The sequence below is a fragment of the Methylotenera sp. genome, from assembly GCF_029945535.1.
In the GTDB taxonomy this organism is placed as follows: Bacteria; Pseudomonadota; Gammaproteobacteria; order Burkholderiales; family Methylophilaceae; genus Methylotenera.
In genome coordinates, this window is record NZ_JAQSCU010000019.1 from 41,731 (window position 1) to 62,087 (window position 20,357).

Annotated in this window: 20 protein-coding genes; all 20 read right to left on the bottom strand. The window is 43.0% G+C overall.

Annotation, left to right across the window (positions count from 1 at the left end; genetic code table 11):
• Positions 1-18 precede the first annotated feature (18 nt).
• Positions 19-555 carry a cytochrome b/b6 domain-containing protein gene (locus PSU72_RS14245; RefSeq protein WP_300433370.1) on the bottom strand — a complete coding sequence of 179 codons (537 nt, stop codon included), beginning with the start codon at positions 553-555 and terminating at the stop codon, positions 19-21.
• Positions 556-594: 39 nt separating this feature from the next.
• Entirely contained in the window at positions 595-858 is a 264-nt protein-coding gene (locus PSU72_RS14250; protein WP_300433371.1) for a PepSY domain-containing protein, read from the bottom strand.
• Between the two features lie 77 nt (positions 859-935).
• Positions 936-1,616, bottom strand: coding sequence for a Fe2+-dependent dioxygenase (locus tag PSU72_RS14255; protein WP_300433373.1), 681 nt, complete (start codon positions 1,614-1,616; stop codon positions 936-938).
• A gap of 86 nt (positions 1,617-1,702) precedes the next feature.
• Entirely contained in the window at positions 1,703-4,027 is a 2,325-nt protein-coding gene (locus tag PSU72_RS14260; RefSeq protein WP_300433374.1) for a TonB-dependent siderophore receptor, read from the bottom strand.
• A gap of 238 nt (positions 4,028-4,265) precedes the next feature.
• A complete protein-coding gene (locus PSU72_RS14265; protein WP_300433375.1) occupies positions 4,266-4,928 on the bottom strand; it encodes a PepSY-associated TM helix domain-containing protein in 663 nt (220 codons plus the stop codon).
• A gap of 30 nt (positions 4,929-4,958) precedes the next feature.
• Positions 4,959-5,618: a hypothetical protein gene (locus PSU72_RS14270; RefSeq protein WP_300433377.1), complete on the bottom strand. Its 660-nt coding sequence runs from the start codon at positions 5,616-5,618 to the stop codon at positions 4,959-4,961.
• A 25-nt stretch (positions 5,619-5,643) separates the two neighbouring features.
• Positions 5,644-7,830 carry a TonB-dependent receptor gene (locus PSU72_RS14275; protein WP_300433378.1) on the bottom strand — a complete coding sequence of 729 codons (2,187 nt, stop codon included), beginning with the start codon at positions 7,828-7,830 and terminating at the stop codon, positions 5,644-5,646.
• 141 nt (positions 7,831-7,971) lie between these two features.
• Positions 7,972-9,159 carry a DUF6607 family protein gene (locus tag PSU72_RS14280; protein ID WP_300433379.1) on the bottom strand — a complete coding sequence of 396 codons (1,188 nt, stop codon included), beginning with the start codon at positions 9,157-9,159 and terminating at the stop codon, positions 7,972-7,974.
• Between the two features lie 41 nt (positions 9,160-9,200).
• Positions 9,201-11,468, bottom strand: coding sequence for a TonB-dependent hemoglobin/transferrin/lactoferrin family receptor (locus tag PSU72_RS14285; protein WP_300433381.1), 2,268 nt, complete (start codon positions 11,466-11,468; stop codon positions 9,201-9,203).
• A gap of 137 nt (positions 11,469-11,605) precedes the next feature.
• The gene (azu, locus tag PSU72_RS14290; RefSeq protein ID WP_300433383.1) at positions 11,606-12,085 is read right to left on the bottom strand and encodes an azurin; all 480 of its coding nucleotides are present in this window, start codon (positions 12,083-12,085) and stop codon (positions 11,606-11,608) included.
• Positions 12,086-12,206: 121 nt separating this feature from the next.
• Complete coding sequence (locus PSU72_RS14295; protein WP_300433384.1) at positions 12,207-14,444, bottom strand: TonB-dependent siderophore receptor; 2,238 nt, start codon at positions 14,442-14,444, stop codon at positions 12,207-12,209.
• 102 nt (positions 14,445-14,546) lie between these two features.
• Complete coding sequence (locus tag PSU72_RS14300; RefSeq protein ID WP_300433385.1) at positions 14,547-14,720, bottom strand: hypothetical protein; 174 nt, start codon at positions 14,718-14,720, stop codon at positions 14,547-14,549.
• Position 14,721: 1 nt separating this feature from the next.
• A complete protein-coding gene (locus PSU72_RS14305; protein WP_300433387.1) occupies positions 14,722-15,894 on the bottom strand; it encodes a PepSY domain-containing protein in 1,173 nt (390 codons plus the stop codon).
• Between the two features lie 26 nt (positions 15,895-15,920).
• Positions 15,921-16,343 carry a biopolymer transporter ExbD gene (locus PSU72_RS14310; RefSeq protein WP_300433389.1) on the bottom strand — a complete coding sequence of 141 codons (423 nt, stop codon included), beginning with the start codon at positions 16,341-16,343 and terminating at the stop codon, positions 15,921-15,923.
• The gene (locus tag PSU72_RS14315) at positions 16,340-17,083 is read right to left on the bottom strand and encodes a MotA/TolQ/ExbB proton channel family protein (RefSeq protein ID WP_300433390.1); all 744 of its coding nucleotides are present in this window, start codon (positions 17,081-17,083) and stop codon (positions 16,340-16,342) included. Before PSU72_RS14315 ends, PSU72_RS14310 begins: the two co-directional genes overlap by 4 nt.
• Before the next feature lie 63 nt (positions 17,084-17,146).
• On the bottom strand, positions 17,147-17,935 hold the full coding sequence (locus PSU72_RS14320) for an energy transducer TonB (RefSeq protein ID WP_300433392.1): 789 nt from the start codon (positions 17,933-17,935) through the stop codon (positions 17,147-17,149).
• A 35-nt stretch (positions 17,936-17,970) separates the two neighbouring features.
• The gene (gene hemP / locus PSU72_RS14325; RefSeq protein ID WP_300433393.1) at positions 17,971-18,150 is read right to left on the bottom strand and encodes a hemin uptake protein HemP; all 180 of its coding nucleotides are present in this window, start codon (positions 18,148-18,150) and stop codon (positions 17,971-17,973) included.
• Positions 18,151-18,254: 104 nt separating this feature from the next.
• Positions 18,255-18,497, bottom strand: a complete 243-nt coding sequence (locus tag PSU72_RS14330) for a hypothetical protein (RefSeq protein WP_300433394.1) — start codon at positions 18,495-18,497, stop codon at positions 18,255-18,257.
• Between the two features lie 49 nt (positions 18,498-18,546).
• Complete coding sequence (locus PSU72_RS14335; RefSeq protein ID WP_300433396.1) at positions 18,547-18,753, bottom strand: hypothetical protein; 207 nt, start codon at positions 18,751-18,753, stop codon at positions 18,547-18,549.
• 178 nt (positions 18,754-18,931) lie between these two features.
• Positions 18,932-20,278: a tRNA 5-hydroxyuridine modification protein YegQ gene (gene yegQ, locus PSU72_RS14340; RefSeq protein ID WP_300433398.1), complete on the bottom strand. Its 1,347-nt coding sequence runs from the start codon at positions 20,276-20,278 to the stop codon at positions 18,932-18,934.
• Positions 20,279-20,357 lie beyond the last annotated feature (79 nt).

Below are 20,357 nucleotides of genomic sequence, written 5' to 3' on the forward strand. Positions count from 1 at the left end.
TTGATAATGCGCTTCAGCTTAGCGAGTGGTGTCATACGGCTTGCCTGAAATCATCTGCTTCAGTAGGCTCTTCTTTTGTAGCCTGGACATAAGCAAGACTGCTACTATGTGCAACATTATCAGGCCTTGCAACACATTAGAAAAAATCATGTGTAAATCGACAGGCCAATCTTCGCCCCAATAAACATCTGTGCGACTTAGCCAACCAGTCAATGCTAACAATATAATCAGCAACCAAATAATGTAGACCGCTAGCTGTCCAAGTGGGTTATGGCCAATATGTGGTGCAAATATTTGCGTGCGAATCTCATGAATATGCAGCTTAATACTTGCAAAAGTGGGCATATAAAATCTGGAAGAAGCTACTTTGCTTAGCCATAGTCCATAGCCAACTCTTGCAAACACTAGCGTCAAACAAAAATAACCAATAAACCGATGCCAAAAACCGGTATCGTTAAAAAAGTTGACGAGTACAAAAAGCGCTACCAGCCAATGCGTGATGCGCACAAAAACCGTCCAGACAATAGTCTGTGTTTTTGTTTCAGGAATACTCATCAGGTTACGCTAAATTAAGGCTTAGTCTTTAGGTGCCGCTTACTCTTTAAGACCTTCAGCTTTAATGATGGCTAGCGTTTTTGTATCAAAGTAAATTTCTACTTTTTTACCTTCTTTATTTCTACCGTACATTTCATAACAGTTACCATCTACCTTGAATTTTTTAATGGTGTAACCTTCGTCCGTTAATGCTTTTTTTAGGGTTTCTTCAGCAGCCCACTCGGATTTTGGGTAAACAGGGCAATCCGCAGAAGCCATTGCTTGTAGCGGAATTAAACTTAATAGTGCGAATATAAAACGCATGATTTTTTCCTTAGTGTATATATCTCGAGTTAGATCTCAAGAGTTTTAGTGCAAGTAAGCGAGTATTGAACAAGCTGCTAAGTATCGGCCCACATACGAATCAAATTATGATAATTACCTGTGAGTCTAATCACCGCAGCATTATCACCAACTTGCTGACGTAACGTCACTATTGCCGCATCCATATCGAATAGCAAGGTTCTTTGCGCGTCATCTCGTATCATACTTTGCACCCAGAAAAAGCATGCTAAGCGCGCCCCGCTTGTGACAGGGCGCACATGATGCAAACTGGTGCCAGGATAAAGCACCATATCACCCGCTGGCAATTTAACCATTTGGTGCCCATAGGTATCTTCAATTACCAACTCACCACCTTCATAGCTATCAGGATCAGCAATGAAAAGTGTGCAAGAAATATCTGTACGCACATGCAGGCCAGTAATAGCATGCGTACGCACGGCATTATCAATATGCGCACCAAAATCCATGCCTACCCGATATTGGTTAAACAACGGCGGGTAGATTTTTTTTGGTAAAGCCGCAGAAAAGAACAGCGCATGACGGCTTAAAGCTCTTAGCACTATTTCACGCGCAGCTTCTGCATCTGGTGAAGTTTCAGGTAATTGAATATTACGTTTAACCTGTGCCGATTGCGTACCCGCAGTCACCTTACCATCTGTCCATTCGGCCTTAGCCATGAGCACTTGCAACTTTGCAAGTTCTTCAGCATTTAATACTTGGGGTACGCGCAACAACATTTTAAATCCTTATTCAACCCTTAATTTCGTCATTCCCACCTGCGCGGGAATGACGTGTGTGTAGTGACACAGACTATGCTTTACAATTAAAACTTATATTCAGTCGTAATGATAGCTTGTCTACGATTACCTGGCACAGTGAAACCGCCATTATCATAAACATCACCATAGTAGGTTTTATCAAACAGATTCTTAACGTTTAAACGCACCGCCCATTTCTGTGCTTCATAAGCCAGCATTGCATCCCAACGTGTATATCCAGGCGCAATATTTGGCTTAAACTCACCATTCACAAAATTAGCGCCGGCTCCGCCACTCGGATTATAACCATAGCGTTCATCTTTAGCTTCAAAGCCTCCACCAACTTTCCAGTTACCCAAAAATTTATAGGTGGTCCACATATTAAAAGTGACAGGTGCAGTATTACGAGCTCGCTGCCCTTTATATCCCGAATATGCGGGTGTAATAACACCAGTCGTTGCATTCACATTTTCAGCGACTTCTAAAATTTTTGCATCCATGAATGCTAGTCCGCTGAATATCTCCCAGTTATCAGTAATATTACCAGTCACCTCAAACTCCAAACCATCAGTACGGCGCTTTTTCGTTAAAATGCTTGCGGTTGCTTCCAAATCAGTACTACGTTCCCAATCTTTGGTAGTACGGTAAAGCGCTGTTCTAAAAGACAAATCACCATCTAAGAACAGCCACTTTGCACCCAGCTCTACCGTTTTACTTCTTTCCGGTGGTTGTGGCACAACCGTCAATTGATACAAATCAGCTGTCGGGCTAAATGAATCACTGTAACTCAGGTAATAATGATTTTCTGGTGTTTGGTGCCATGACAAACCTGCTCGATAACTATTCTCACCATAACTTAACTTAGGTGATGTAGCACTTGAATACTCTGCTCGCATTTCATCACGACGTACTCCTAATAACAAATCCCAATTTCGAACAAACTCAATCGTATCCTGCACATACGCAGCATAGTTATCTGCCTGAAACTTCGATGCTGCGGCAGAGCTATAAGAATTGCGATCGTAAAATACACCATTTACTGCGATGGCACTGCTTAGCGCATTGTTATTAGCATTGGTATTATTCAAATTTCCGTATGATAAGCCTGTTGTTGCATTAAAGCCTTGCAAGCTATGTCGCTCGGAGTCTTCTTTCAAATACTCGAGACCTGCCAAGAATTGGTTTTTCATGCCAGCCAAATCAAATTTGGTACTAAAATCGGACTGAATCGTGTCAGTTGTATACTGCGTGCTACGCGTTGTGTTGCCGTTAGAGAGGGTAACAGTGTCAGGGTTAGTAGCAAAATTGATAACCCCTGTTCCTGTAGCCGTTGGTGCTAAAGCACCAGACGTTTGTGCCCAATAGGCACGATCATAATCAGCATGCCTGATTTGCGTACGTAGTTGGGTATCTTCAGTAAATTTATGGGTAAATATACCGGTCGTGATACTGGTCTCACTATCATCAAAATTGCGAGCTGTACCCCAGAATGTAGAGTCATTTCCAATGCTATTGTTAATAGGTCTGGTACTAACAAAACGAATACCATAATCCGGCACATCTCTTGTTTTGGTATAAACGTGATTTAGAAAAAATTCGTTATTAGTGCCAATACCAGTACCAACACTTAAAGCGATACCTTGACGATCAGATTCTGGTCTGTCACCTGTTGCTGGATTTTCGCGGTAAGTCTCTTCCGAGCGATCCATCACATTGACACGGATAGCAGTAGTATCACCTAATTTTTTATTAAAATCACCTGTAAATTGATGATAATTATATTCACCAAAACTACCCGTAACTGTGTTTTTATCAGCAAGCTCAGCCATTTTAGTGACTTGGTTAATCACACCACCCGCTTGACCGCGACCGAACAACATAGCGGCAGAGCCACGAAGCACATCAACTTGCTCTAGGTTAAATGTCTCACGGTAGTATTGAGCAGTATCGCGAACACCATCTAGATAAATATCACCGAAAGTATAAAAACCGCGTAAGTTAAAGTTATCACCACCACGACCACCTTCTGCCGCATTAAAAGTTAAGCCAGAAACATTACGCAGTGCTTCACGCAATGAACTCACTTGCTGATCTTGCATCAAGCTATGTGTAACTGTAGTAATCGCTTGTGGAATATCGTGTGGATCTTGCAGCACTTTGCCTACGCGTGTTTTAGTGGCTTGGTAGCCATCTGCTTTTGATTCTGTATTGGTGGCATTCACCTTCACTTCACTAAGCTCCGCTGGTGCATTTTCCGCTTTATTTACGGTGGTTGGCACTGCTTTTTCTTTGTTTGCAGTATCTTCTGCCATGCTCACTAACGGGTAAGCTGAGGCAATAGCGATTGCGACGACATTCAATGCCAGCCTAGGCATTTTTCTTGATTTCATGGTTTTTCCTAAAAATTAAACTTGGAATTATCAAACTTGGCTGGCTTGCAAGTGTGCTGGCTGGCTAATGAATGTTTTAATTGAGTGTTCTTACTAAAAATATCTAGCCAAAACTAGAGTATTGAATGCTAATAAGAACTATTCTCAATATGATAGCAAATTTAATCTTGGAAATAAAGTGTTAAGTTGAGTAAAGATTTAACTTAGTCACACGAATGAATACTAGAGAAAAGTAGAATTAACTAGACTGTATGACAAATATGATCGCCAGTAGTATTGAGCCTCCACTAAGCCCAACTAGCATTAGCCTAGAATTTCGCATTTTTGTCCAAAGCAAAACGCCTGTCATACACAGTAGGATAAGCGCACCTGCTAAGCTATCCACTAGCAATATCCAGCCATTATTCATGCCTACCCCTTTGTGCAGACGACTTAAAAATGCGAATACGTTAGCCTCTTGCCGCTTGACTGATACAAACTGGTTGCCCACCCAATACTCTGTGGTAACAGAATATTGGGCTGTATGAAAATCAACTTTCCATAATGTGGGCTGTTGCACTTGCAAACCGTTCCATGTGACTTTTTTGCTAGGTTCAGCTTCCATTTTGCTGGCTGGCTTGGTCAAATGCAACTCACCCTGCAACCATTGAGACAATTGCTTTGGATCGCTAAAGCCTGCACTAGGCAATTGCAGCTCAATATTAGATTTTTCATATTGAGCCAATGGCAACTTCATCACACTTCGATGGTTTAGCAAAATACCAGTAGTGCCAAATAACAAACCTAAGCCCGCACCCCATAAACCTAAAATACCATGCGTTTTACGTAACCACCGTAAAAATGCACCTCGGTTAAGAAGTGCTGGCTTAGCCACAGGACTAGTCTTTAAAATGATACTCATAGTTGTACGATACTCACGGTTAGGCTGTAATTATGGTTGCACAATGCTTAGCGTACTGACATGTCGAATAGCCTCATAAGCGTCGCCTTGATAGCTACCGGCTGTGGGTTGCACATGCACCACTTCGAGCACATATAAGCCTTTCCAAGGGCTTACAAAACTCACTTCACCACTTTCGTTTAAATCCAACTCTTGGCTCCATTGATTTGGCGCATAGATATGTAATTTACCTTTTAGCAAGGGCCTGCCATCCAGACTCACACGTACTTTGTGGTCGCCAATTGACTGAATATCTAAGCCAACAGGCAATGCGGCTGCGTTCTTATCGTCACCAATACGGGCGTAATACATTGGTTTGACTATGCCAATATTATTTTTGCGTAAGTCTTTTACCTTCATTGTTAGCTCATGTGCAACTACAGCCTGATTCACAACGGGTTGATGCTTAGCCGCTTCTAACAGCAAGTAATTTTCTTTGCGCTGTATTTCAAGCTTAGTTAAATTAGCCAGCGCTTCTGGTGCGGCAATAGTGTCTAATCGCCCGCCTGTTTTTTCGCGCAAACCGTTATCATATTCGCCAAAATAAAGCTTAGTTTGTCCGTCCGCTTGCTCTAACCACATAAAATGCGCTGATGCTGGCAATGCAGTGAGCGCGCTGATTAATGCAGCAATAATGTTTAATTTTTTCATGATACTTATCCTCTTTTAGCCAATATTATTTAAAGTCAAAACGCAATGTTGCAAAAATGCTACGCGGATCACCTGGTAATGCGCCTGCAAATGTTGGGCTTGTGTAATAAGTTTTGTCAGTAATGTTTTTAAGATTAAGTGCGGCTTGCCACTTTGGCTGAGCATAAGAAATTGCAGCGTCATACACGGTATAAGCTGGTATTTTGTACAAGTTCAAATTGTCAGCATACGAATCGCCTTTATGTGTTGCGCCTATGCCAAACTTCAAGCCTTTCACATCACCTGTTTGAATTTCATAACTGGCAAAAATATTAAATATTTGCTCACTAACAGCCGTAGGACGTGTGCCATAAATACTGGTAAGCGGCACGCCTAAGGCATCATTTTTTGCTAGAGTTGTTGATTTAGTTTCAGCATCCATAAATACCGCATTGGCATTTACATTCAAGCCTGCAATTGGATGTACGCCAACATCCAACTCTACCCCTTTAGACTTATCCTTACCGTCTGGTGTGCCTACTGATGCGCCTGGCAGAGTGATAATATAGTTTTCACGCTTGGTATCGAACAGTGCAACATTTAAATCAATCTTACCCTGCAAAAAACTAGATTTAGTGCCAATCTCAAACTGTTCTGAGCTTTCAGGTACATCTACTAATATATTGCCTTCAGTAGCCATATTAATAAACTTACCGTTGCTAAACCCAGTATAAAACGCTAAGTTTGCAGTAGGCTGAAACACCGCCCCCAACGAGCCTGTCGTCAGGTCTTTGGTTTCATCCACCACTCTGGCAACATTTGCGACATTATTAACAGTGGAAACACCTTTATCTTGGTAATTCACATGGTCGTTACGCAAGCCAACACGCACTTTAATCTTCTCACCAAATGCTAGTTGATCTTGCACATAAACAGAATTAGTATCGCTGGTGAGCTCTCTATTAAAACTTTGTATTGCTAGTTTAGCTAAGCTAGCCAAGCTAACTTCAGGTACAACTGGATTTAGAATATTGGTAATATTGGCTAGTGTATAACCTTGACGCAGAGTGTCATTTTTTGTATTTTTATATTCGTAACCAGCCAGCACAGTATGCTTTACGCTACCAGTATCTACTTTCCAAGTTAGCTCGTTTTGAAACGTGGTGTAGCGTGCATCGTCAGATTGTTGGCGTAAATTACGATTCTTAATTAGGCCTGTTGCGTTGCCACCATCACCACCCGCATTTCGAATAAAATCTAAATCACGCGTATCATTAGAAAAGACTGTGCGCATACTAAGTGCATTGTTAATTGCCCAGTCATGCGTGGCGGTGATGCGGTTAATATGCTGCTCTGAATAATCAAATGGCGTGTAATAACGTGTTTTGTCGCTCACATTGGCAATATTAGCTTTACCATCAAACAAAATGCCGTAGTTATCTGGCTTCACTTTAATATCACGCACATCCACATCTATCAACAGCGTTTTGTCATCCGCATAGTTAAATGCAACGCTAGGTGAGAACTCGGTAATTTCTCGACCCAAACCGCGAATACCATCGGTTTTTTCAGTATCAACAATTAAACGACCCGTCACACCTTGCGTGATTGTGCCAGTTAAATCCATGTAAGCATCACGCGTGTTAAAGCTGCCAAATGTTGTGCCGACCTCTAAGCCATATTCAGCTTGCGGCTTCTTTGTCACCACATTAATGCTGCCACCCGGCCCACCCGAGCCAAACAATGCTGAACCAGGTCCTTTTAGCACCTCAATACGTTCAACATCGTACATAGTGCGGAAGTAACCATTTTGCGCAGTGCCATCAGGCAAGTCATCGCGTAAGAAATTAACCGCTAAACCTCGAGAGTTGTAGTTATTAGCATAACCATAACCACCGCCATGCTGTGGCTGCACGCTGCTCACGTTGCGCATCGCCTCATTCATGGTTTGTACGCCTTGCTCACGCAAAGTCTCAACAGGCACTACAGCGACACTGGCAGGTACATCACGTAATGGCGTATCGGTTTTGCTGCCTGTATGCGCTGCATCTTGCGGGTTACCTGCACGAATACGGTTTTGCTTAACACTCACTTCTGGCAAAGCTTCACTCTCGTTTTGTAATGCTTCTGCTATTTTCTGCTCTTCTGCCACTTTTTGTTCTTGTGCCATGGCGGCCATTGAAGACAAAGCCAGCATCACTGCCAGCGTTAAGGTTTTTTGTTGCAAATTCATTGAAACTCCCTTTTTATTTAGTTATTTTATTGGCTGGCTAACTAAACATTGCGGGGCAACACTTACTGGCTGGCTAGAATTGTTTTATTTCTAGTGATTGTGAAGGTGCTCATGAGAACGCCTTCATAACAGTTCGATCTATTAATAGGTGCTACTTCCTGCCTTAGTACTGGTTTCAGCTAAATAGCCTTTAACCACTTGCGCAGCAAAGCTTGAAATTTCTACTTCTGTTTTTTGTTTACCCTCATTTAAATCCTGTGCGTAATTAAATGGTGATAAATATAGGCTGTCTTTATCAGCAGATGCACGTAGGTGAATAGGTTTATTCAACTGACTTAAACTAGTCCACTGCTTACGCACCTCATGCCAAAATGGTTCAGTGCTTTTTAGATAAGTGTCACCCAATGCAAAGTCATAATCTTTGATACGTTCATAGCGATCAAAACCCATTTCACGTGCAATTACAGGTGCTTTAACATCTGGTTTTGCATTAGCATCTAAAATAACCTTGTTGTTTTGCTGCTCATGCACCCAGCCAGTTGGCAAAATAATGTGTCGATTATTGCCTAGTAAGACTTGGTAATCGTTGCGCACAGTGTACTCACGTCGTGGTAATGGGCGCCATGTATCTGCACTGTTCCAATTTGAGTAATTGCCAAAATGTTGCCATGCCGCCACTCCGCCATAGCGTGGTGAATCGTCAACCTGATACACGGTTTGTGACCAAGTACCCTTTTGTTCAGCCTTTGGCACAGGCTGCGCCAGCCACGTGTTGTAGCCTTTATAAGTAAGCACTTGCTTAGGCTGATATTGCCAATCTTGGCGCCAATGTTTGGTCACCATAGGTGGATTTTTAGTGCCGTCTTTATTCATGGTTTGCATGACTAAAATGTGCTGCAATGAAATAAAGTCTTCTTTATCTTCTAGCACATAGACTTTTTCTGTTGCCCAGCTTTGGTAAGGCGCTTTAGGTTGATAGTTTTCAGTAAAACCTGCCACTTCTATAAAGTCGAAACTCACTTTATATTCTCCAGCCATGGCTAGAATTGCGCGCCTATCTCGCTCTAAATGACTCAGATTTGGTTCTTGTAACTTTAACCAAGCTTCGCTAGGCGCTTTATCTAGTGTGACTGGTACACCTTTTGATGTACCACCACGTGGTTTTAAATCTGAACTATCGTTAAAGTTCCACGTAAAAGTGTATTGGCGTTGCTGGGTGTCGGCCGCTTGATGGCCGCTGCTGCCAGTGGTGTCCTCTGCCTGCACAGCAATAACATAAGATGCTGATAAAAGGATGGCCGCTAGTATTAAGTATTTAATTTTAAACATTTAATGCCTCTTGATATGAAGTGTTAATCACTAGATTTATATTAGAAATGATAGGCAAAGCTTGCGGAAATATTACGCCCAGGCTGCGAGTAAAAATCTACACCTGCTGGATCAGCAGCATCAGCTTGACGAATATCACTCCATAGAAAATACTTTTTATCGAATAAATTATTCAGTGCAACATTTACCTCAGCATCTTTAAATGGTTTCCACCAAGCCGATAAATTGGTCACAACATAACCAGCTGGTTTATATTGCTGGCCGTTGCTATCATCAACCCTTGAAACTGCAACAGCACTGCGAACTCTAGTTTCAGCACCCCAATTTCCTGCATCGCGCATTAGGGCTAAACTTAAACGTGCTGGTTCAATGCTGCTTAAAGGCTGATTGCTTGATTCATTTTCACCATGTGCATAGGCAACAGCGCTATCAACGCTCCAGCCTGGCGTAAAGTCCCACTTGGTACGCGCTTCAACACCGTATATACGTACACGAGAAACATTTGTATTAATAAAAGTCGTTGCTACGCCCGCTATGCATCGTGGGTCTGCTGGACAAGTTAAACGGACATTTTCAATAAAGTCTTTATAGCGATTGTCATACACAGAAAACTGCCCGTTCACATTAGACGCATGCCATTTTGTACCTAGCTCGATGCCAACACTTGTTTCCGGGTCTAAATCTGAATTAGGGCTAATTGCATATTGTTGAATACTGTTACGAAACGAGCCATTCACTTCGTCGTAATTGGGTGCACGAAAGCCTGTAGCCACTTGTCCGAACAATGACCATACAGAATCTAGTTTCCAAATTGCGCCGAGCTTAGGTGAAAAGGCTGATTCTGTTTTCTCTACCGCATTGCGACCATTGGCTGTTAAAGCTTTTTGAAATAGCACATCGACCTCTGGCTTAAGATTGCGTCTATCAAAACGTAAGCCTGGTGTTAATGTAAGCTTGCCATCGGCTAAATTGCTAATCTCATCTTGCACAAAGAGGCCAACGGTATCAGTAATCCCTTTAGGAAAATCGCGCATAGGGAACGTATCACCCGCAATGGTGTTGCTAACCGTACCAGTTGTTAAATTAAAGCGTGTTGCGTCACGGCGCTCTTCGCTGGTCAACCTAGAAACATCAATCCCATAAGTGAATAAATGCCCTTGCTGCCCAATTTTGCTAGCAGTTTCTAGCTGTACGCCACCACCTGTCGTGTCCTGCGTAATATTAAACTGCTGTTTAACCAAACAATTATTGCCTGCGCCAGCAGCCCCAGAGCAGGTTGCACTGGTGTTAGTACGCGTCTGTAAGTTATCGTTAGTCGTTTCAGCTTGCTGATGGTAACCGCGCAAGACTAGGCGATCATAAAACATATTTTCCGGCTTTTGCTCCCATTCAACACTCGCACGCCAGCGATTAGTATTGTCACTGCCTTCCATGGCTGTAGTTTTTGGCGTTAAAGCCACTAGGCGTTTAATGCTGACATCAGCATCTTGGTCACGCCCCTCAAATGTCAGAGATAATTTATTCTTATCATTCGGACGTAAGGTAAATTTAGCAATCACACCCTGATCTTTAACATCTTGCTGGTTAGGTTTGGTGCGGTTAACCGCAGTATTGTTATCGCCACCTTGATTATCAAACTCGCTAGCATCTGTGCGAGAGTATCCAAGCATCACGTCTAACATATCACCACGCCAAGCACCTAATAGAGAGTTGGTAAAACCATTGTTCTCGCCTGTATAGCCAAATCGATAGACTGCCCCATAGCTTTTATCCGCTTTTATGATGTCATCAGCATCTAAGGTAAGGTAACCCACCACCCCACCAATCGCATCAGACCCATATAAGCTAGAAGCTGATCCACGCAGGATTTCTACTCGTTTAAGAAAATCTTGCGAAACACCTAGCGGCCCACTAAACGTAAAGTTAGTAGGACCTCCACTGTCATATACATCTGGCAAACGCACGCCGTCCACAATTTGCGCAATACGGTTGTTTTCAATGCCGCGAATATTTAAACGCGTTGCGCCAAAGCGGCGCATATCCCGCGCAAAAGTTATATCTGGCTCATCTTTAAATAAATCAGTTTCATCGGCCGCCAAACCACGCGTTAAGGCTTGATGATTAATCACGGTAATCGTGGCGGGTATTTCATCGATAGCCGCTTCAGTACGCGTTGCAGTGACCGCTACTTGTGGCAAAGTGACTACATCCAATGCCGCTAATTTGGTTTCTTCATCTGCAATCGATTGCATAGAAGAAGTCGCAAGCATTAATGCGACTAACAGTTGTGAGGGTTGTTGCAATAACATTATCAAACTCCGTCATATAGTGGTTGGCTGGCTAACTAAATGTTGACGGTCAATCGAAATTGACGGAGCAATCGTTACTGGCTGGCTAAATTTTATAAAAAATTACTAAGTGGCTAAATTACAAAACAGTGCCACTTCTAAACTAACTTAACTGCACCTTTCATCATAAAAGCATGACCAGGAAACGAGCAGAAAAATGTATAACTATCAGTTGAATTTAGCTTACTTACGTTAAATTTTGCTGTTGATGTCTCACCGCCGCCGATTACTTTAGTTGCCATAATCACGCGGGCGTCTTTAGCTTTTACGTAGTCACCTGCCGCTCCTGACTGAATGCCATCATCTAACACCGCTTGCTGATCACTCACCTTAGCAATCACCAAATTATGCCCCATCACATTCTTAGCAATTTTTCCTACGTGCTTAAGGTTAACGGTAAACTCTTTACAGCTTTTCGAAACTTCTATGCTTTTAGTATTAAATGCCATGGCATCATTAGCTTCTACCGTGATTTCACAACTAGTAGTGGCAGCCTGTGCTGCAGGCGTGGTAGATAAAATAAAGACAGCGATAAAAAATAAAATAACTGAAGCGATGAATAATCTTTGTGTCGTCATGATGATTTCCTTAATTGATAGAATTTTATGGATAAATTGTTAGTGCCTTTTAAATAGCATCATTAAATACGCGCTCTGCAAGCCGCATAAATATTGCGACTGCAAAGCATGTGAATGCGTATTAGAACTTATAAGTTAAGCTGCCGATCACACTGCGCATATCTCCGTAATAACATTGTGAAGCATCACAATTGGATATAAATTCTTTATCGGTTAGGTTACGTGCGTTGAGTGCAAGCTCCCATTGGCCTGTGGTATAGCCCAACATTGCATCCACTAGGGTGTAAGCAGATAGCGCCTTTGGTGCGCTTTCGTCTACCCCCTTGGTTGATCCCACATAACGCAAACCCAGCCCTGCCTTGATGCCACTAAGCCATTGGTAATCAGTCCAAAGAGAGATTTGATGCAGCGGAACGGGGTTTGCCTGCTTGCCAACCGAGCTAGGATTGGCTGGATTGCGAATCACATTCGCCTCTGGTGTCCACGTCCAAGCGGCCACCACATTCAGGCGGTCAATTGGTTGTAGATTAGCTTCAAGCTCAAGCCCACGCACACGAATTTCTCCGTTTTGCTTGGGGATAAAATTACTGTCTGAATTCACCACATTATCACGCGTCAACTGGAAAACAGCTGCACTGTAAGTGGCTTTGCTTTGCGGTGGCTGGTAACGCAAGCCGACTTCATATTGATTGCCACTTTCTGGGTCAAACGGTTTACCAGTGGCTGGGTTAATAGTGGTATTGGGCACAAAGGATTCGCTGTAGCTTACATAAGGCGCAAAGCCATTTGGCGCCAAGTAAACTAAACCAGCACGCCCTGTAAGTTTGCTATCACTCTGTTGCGATTTTGACGAGGTTAGATTGTCGGTGGCGTTTATCTTCGCGCTGTCATAGCGCCCACCCAACGTGGCTACCCAGCGTTCATCAAATTTAACCTGATCTTGCAGGTAAATGCCTGTTTGTTTAAGCTTGGTGCTGGCATTAGCGTAAGGCGCGGAGGTTGCGATAGTGCCAGTAGTGGCACCAGTATAAGCATCTATCGTGGTGCCGCTATCATCATAAATAGTATACTGGCCATAACTGCTGCGCTGATAATCTAAGCCTGTAAGAAACGTATGCTTAAACGCGCCAAAATCAAATTTGGCCTCAAACTGGTTATCGATATTAAAAGCCGTTGCTTGTTCTATGCTAGTAAAATTTTTGCGCTTCAAGGTGCGGAAATTTGCTGGATCACTGGGGTTACCAGCGTTAGCATTGACAAAAGCATCAGGATAAAGCGCTCCATAATCCATGTCCATTTTGCCATAGCGCGTGCTTTGGCGAAAAGCAAAGCGGTCATTCAATTTGTGTTCAAGCTTATAGCCTATCATCCATTGATTTTGGTTAAGCCTGTCAAAATCTTTATCACCAAAATAAGTATCGGCCGAAATTTTGCCATTTGGATTAGGTAAAATAGACCCCTCTCTCGGCAAAGCGCGTGAGTATACGCCAGCCCTATCTTTTAAATAGGAGGCTTGCAGATCAAGCGTTGTGGCATCGGATATTTTCCAAGTGAGCGAAGGGGCAATAAAAGCATGGTCATCTTTCATCCCACCAATAGGCAGCTCAGCATCGCGCAGCACGCCCACAATGCGATACAGCACGCTACCATCATCGTTAACTGGCCCTGTAAAATCACCCGAAATTTGACGGCGTGCGTCATTACCCACTTGTACTTGCAACTCGCGGCTTGTTTCTTCTAAAGGTTTTTTGCTGACGATATTGGTCATACCGCCAGGGCTATTTTGACCGTAAAGCACAGAAGAAGGCCCGCGCATTAATTCAATACGTTCGGTGGCGTAATTTTCTGTGCGCCACACGCCCCAAGTGTTATTGTTGCGCAGTTGCAGGCCATCTAAATAAAAGCCAGGTGTTAGGGCATAAAATCCACGCACATTAAACCACTCAAAACGCGACTCAGCACCGTAAGGCGCAGCAGTGACTCCGGCCGAATATCCCAAAGCATCACGTACGCGATTAGCACCAATCGCTTTTGCAAAGTCTGAAGTAATCACGGAGATAGATTGCGGTGTTTCGATAATCGGCGTGTCTGTTTTAGTTGCTGATGCTGTGCGTTTGGCGACGTAGCCATGGACTGGACCAGTCGCAGTTTCCTGCTCAGCTTTTGCTTCCACCTTAACTTCTGGCAAGGTTTCTGATTTATTAGCTGCATTATTTTTTGCACTATCAGTCACAGCTTCAGCAGAAGCTTGTGACTCTAAGTTAGCATCAGCTGCAATGGCAAACTGCGGCAGCGCCGCAATAATAGCAATGAAAATAATTTTTTGACGCGCGACCTTATCGCACAATAGATATTGCATGGTGTATCCCCTGTAATGTAAAGCTAGCTCAAAATTGATTTTGGCTGGCTACAGGCGATACCGCTTTGGCTGGCTATTTTATTGAAAACTAATGATTAAAATTTAATGCCTATAAAAATAAATGTAAACAATCACGGCGATCGGAAAAGTCAGCGCTGCAAGCGAAAGATCTTCTAATAGACCATCTCTCACTAACGCCACGACTAGGCCAGTCAGCGTAAAAAATCCAATAATAGTCGGCCATAAAAACATTTCTTTTAGTGTTTTTGCAGCCATTTTATTTAGCGCCTTGTACGTTTTTGGCTAATACATAAGTCGTTTTATCTGCTTGTGATAAAGCTTGGCTAACTTCGGCTGGCGATTGTTTACGCTTTTTCCACCACAACATTAAACCAGTCCAAAGCACCACAATCGTAATCACATCTAAAATCAGCCAGATGATTTTCAGCGGCATGCCACCATAATCACCAAAGTGCAAAGGCTGCGAAATAAGCAAAGTGGCCAAGTACCAAGGCACCTCTCGGCTATCTGTCAGTTTGGCTGTTTGTGCATCAATCAACACAGGTTTAAATAAGCGTGCGGTGAGTGAGGTATCTCCACGCATAAACATGCCGTAATGATGTGGACTAGAGAAACTAGTGCCAGGAAACGCAATAAAGCCTAAACGCATGTTTGGCTCACGCGCTTGAGCCGTATCAATAGATGTTTGCAATGACGCGTAATGAGTGGGCGGCGGCAACCCTTTATACGGCGCAGTCATGGCTGACATTTGGTCAAATTGCCAGTATTTAATGACCAAGTCTGACCATGCATTTATCACACCTGTTAGGCCCACCGCCAGCGCCCATACTAAGGTGACAACGCCTAAAAAATTATGCGTATCTAAACGTTTTAATTTAGGTGCGCGATCTTTACGAATCTCGCCAAACTCTAGTCGTCGCATAAATGGCGCATACAACACCACGCCAGAAATTAGCGCGACCACCAGCAATAAACCCATAAACCCTAAAAACAACATGCCAGGGAAACCTGCAAATAAATCCACATGCAGCTTAAACATAATGTGCATAAAGCCTTCATCAAATTTAGGCTCGTCTAACACTTTGGCGGTGCGGGAATCTACCAATACAAATTTAGTATCATCTTCAGAAGTTGCAGTTTTACCTAAACTCACTGTCCACGTTTTGTTCTCATCCACATCACGAAACAAAAACTGTACAACGCGTGTTGGATACAAGGCTTTGGCACTCGCCAATACATCATCCATATTCGCAGACTTTGTATTCGCCGGCATTTCAGGCGCTTCAACCTCATTACCAAGCAGATGGCTAATCTCATGACTGAATATCAACGGTAAACCCGTTAGACAGAGTAACAACATAAACGCTGTGCAAACTAAGCTAGACCACTTATGTACCCACGCCCAAGTTTTGATGGATTTGATATTCATGATGATGAATGATAAAAACTAATAAATTAGTTTTTTGGTTCACTGACAAAACCTAGTTTCGTCACACCTGCATTTTGCGCATCCGCCATTACTTCTGCCAGTACTTGATAACGCGTTTCTTTATCTGCTCGAATATTCAATTCTGGCTGCGGTTTTTTACCTGCAATTTCTTGCAACTTAACTTTCAATTCACCTTGCACCAAGGCTGCATCATTCCAATACATTTTGCCTGCTGCATCTATCGATACCGAAATCACTTCTGGCTTCTCAGGTAGCGGCTGGCTGCTAGCTTGTGGCAAATCAATTTTCACCGCATGCGTCAGCAATGGCGCAGTAATAATAAAGATGACCAATAGCACCAACATCACATCGACCAGAGGCGTAGTATTAATTTCTGACATTGGCGTTGTGTGTGAAGCAGACCCTACGCCGTTTCCTGAGCCTATCATGCTGGTACTCCAGCAATGTGAGCGCGCTCTTTAGTTTCTACTGAGGATTTTGCATCTTCATGGTTAACATTAATCACCGCACCTGTAGTCAGTAATGTATGCAGTGCATAACCAAAGTCCTCAAGCTCAGCTGCCAGCAATCGATTACTACGCACCAATGCGTTATAAGCGAGTACGGCAGGTATGGCTACCGCCAACCCCAAAGCTGTCATAATCAATGCTTCACCTACAGGTCCAGCTACTTTATCTAGCGTGGCTTGACCACTCTGGCTAATACTTGCAAGCGCATGATAGATGCCCCATACCGTGCCAAATAACCCTACAAATGGTGAAATGCTACCTACCGACGCTAATACGCTAAGGCCGTTTTCCATCTTAGTATTTTCTTCCGCAATACTGCGGTTCAAAGCACGTGCCACAAACTCGTCTTGCGCTACCTTTTCACTATTTTTTGACGCATGCGTTTTATAGTGTTCAGCTGCAGCAATAGCGTTTTTTGCTAAGCTAGCCAGTGCAGTTTTATTGTTTTGTTTAATGGCAACCGCTAGATTTGGTGCGTTCCAAAAATGTTGCGCATAAGCTTTAAATGCTTTGCGTACGCGGAATGCTTGCAAGCTTTTTGAAACGATTAAGTACCAACTTGCCACTGACATTGCTAGCAAAATCAGTGCAACCCCTATAGATACTGGGCCACCAGCTGTAATAAACGCCAAGCTATTAAATTCATACCCGTTTTGCATTTTGTTTCCTTTTTAAATCTCTATTGAATTTTTTGAATCGAATTCTGTTTGCTGCATGCGCACTTAATTATTGAGTGAAAATTTTACTGGCACCAAAACATAAGCACTGATTGCCTGATTGCTGCGCTTAGCTGGAATAAAGCTCCACTTTTTCACCGCCTCTATTGCCGCTTGGTCTAGCTTTTCAAAGCCGCTACTCGTCGCTAACACTACGGTTTCCGCTGTGCCATTCTCAGCAACTAACACCTTTAGCAACACGCGCCCTTGCTGCCCCAACCTTCTCGCCATTTGCGGATAATCTGGCGCAGGATTATTCAAGTAAGCCGCACCAAATCGTGGCGGCTCGACTACTGGCTCAGCTACAATTTTTGGTGGTGGCGTCTCTATTACTTCAGGTGCTTTTGCAACCACGACTGGTGCCGCAGGCATAGGCGGTGCCTCAGTGACTACTGGCTGAGCAACCTCTTGTACAACAGCAACAGGTTTAGGTATTGGCTGCTGCTTTTTAATGATAGGTTTCTGCTGCTTAATGACAGGCTGTGGTGGCGTAGGAGTTAATGGTACAACTTCAGGCTCCGGTGCAGGGCTAGCCACTAAACTGACCATCATCGGCACTTGCAACTCTTTAATGATAGGCTGCGTCGCCTTAGCATTGATTAGCATTAACACTGCAACTATATGGACACACACCACCACCGCCAACACGCCGTAAGAATTTGTCACTTTATTAGGGCTATTTTTACGGCCCGCGTGGACTGATGCTAATCCCTTAACTTTCAATTCATAAACACCACCTGCATCACTTTGCGTTTGGGTTTTATGAAGATTATTTACAAGCGTTAATGTCTGCATATGATGATTTCATTTCCTATTGCAAAATACTCTAACTACTTAGTTAAAATTAGCTTGCCTTGATTAGTCAATCGCAAACGATAGTCTTCACCCGCATGCTTGATTACCAATTCACGGGCGCCAGAAAATAACACCTCGCTCGTCACCACTCGATTGCTAGCAACATTTTGTGGCGTCTCTTTATTTAGGCGATCAAACTCTAATTGGCTAAGCATTTCATTCTTCATTTAAATTGTTCGTGAGTACCGCTTAAATACAAACACAAATGATAACAATTATCATTTGTAAATGCAACTCTATGTTTATTGTTAACTTATACTCAATGCAAGCCGAAATTCTGCTGCATTTCTTGCGTAAATCTGGCTTTTTCTTGCTTATAAGACTTCATACTTGTCGCAGCTTCGTTTATTAATTTACTTAGCAGATCTAACGAGTGTGAATCTATCCGTAGACTCACCGCGCCGATTTCCAGCTCTAGCACATCACAGCTTTCACAAAATGCAATCGCACCACCTTCATTTCTAGACAGGAGTATTCTTGAATGTTGGCTTCTAGGTTTCATGGCTCTTAATTCTCATCCTAATAATTAATCACTTGCTAACTTTACTTACTCACGCATGATGCAATTCCGTTTGCATGACCAGCTTAGCTGCTGCTTTACGCAGCATCTCGTTCATCATAAAAAAGTTTCGCGCTTCAAATCTTAATGAAGTGCCACCAACCTCTAACTCAATCATGTCTTTTGCTTTGTTATAAAACACTTTGCATTCTTGATTGCCAGCCAACTTTGCTTGGCTAATGATTAGCTGCTTTTTCATGATTAACTTCCCGTATCATTGATTGATAGTTAATGATAATCATTCTCATTTAAGATGTCAACTAGTTATAACATTTAGCCATTAAATTAAATCACTGAATCCAACTATGCCAACAAATTGGCTGATAAAAAAATGGAGCGTCAGCTCCATTTTAAAATAACTTAGCGATAAAGCATGTCTAGATATACTTAGACACCATGGCATTACTTAAATCACTCGCCACAATAGGTATGCGCACATAGTAGCCGCTGCCAGAAGCCTCTTGGATATTCTCACCTTTTTTATTGAACATCTGCTCAACCACTAACTCCTGATTACCTGTTGGATGAATGATCTGCAAACGATCACCTACTGCAAACTTATTACGCGCTTCAATATCCGCCAACCCTTTTTCAGCATCGTATGCCACCACATCGCCCACGTATAAGCTGCGATTAGAGATTGAATAGCCTTGCTTGTAATTTTGATGCTCAGCGGTGTGATGACGTTGATAGAATCCATCGGTATAACCACGATTTGCCAAGTTTTCTAAATCACTGACCAAATTCCAGTCAAACGGACGACCAGCCACCGCATCATCCACAGCTTTACGATAGTTTTGGCAAGTACGCGCCACATAATAACGTGACTTGGTGCGACCTTCAATTTTCAACGAATCTATGCCCATTTTAACCAAACGCTCTACGTGTTCAATTGCGCGTAAGTCTTTGCTGTTCATAATGTAAGTGCCGTGCTCATCTTCTAAAATGGGCAACAACTCTCCTGGTCGACCTTTTTCTTCGATGAGATACACCTTATCAGCCAAGGGATGACGTGGCAAACTACCACAACCTGAAAGACTAGACTTTTCCATTTCAGCTTTAAAGTCAAACTCACTCAAACGAATCACACCTGCCGCATCTTCGGACGCATCATGCACCTTGTAATCCCAACGACAGCTATTGGTACAGGTCCCTTGATTAGGATCGCGGTGATTAAAATAACCTGAAAGTAAGCAGCGACCAGAATAGGCAATGCACAAAGCACCGTGCACGAATACCTCTAACTCCATATCTGGGCAGAGTTGGCGTATCTCTTCAATTTCATCCAAAGACAGTTCACGCGATAAAATTACACGGCTTAAGCCCATGCTTTGCCAGAATTTAACCGTAGCAAAATTCACCGTATTGGCTTGCACAGAAAGATGTATTGGCACTTCAGGCCATTTTTCACGCACCATTTGAATTAGCCCAGGGTCAGACATAATCAGCGCATCTGGCTGCATGGCAATCACTGGCGCCATATCAGCCATGTAGGTTTTAACTTTAGCGTTGTGAGGGGAGATATTACTCGCAACAAAAAACTTCCTGCCACGCGCATGTACTTCTTTAATACCAATCTCAAGATTAGCCATCGTAAAGTCGTTATTACGTGCGCGCAAGCTATAACGTGGTTGCCCAGCGTAAACAGCATCTGCGCCATAATCATATGCAGTCCGCATACGGTCTAAATCGCCCGCTGGGGCTAACAGTTCAGGGAGTTTCATTTCATTACCAATTCAGTCAAGCATTCCAAGCCAATCGCTCAGAAAATTGCCAGCAGGGTAGCAAAATGAAAGAATTTTA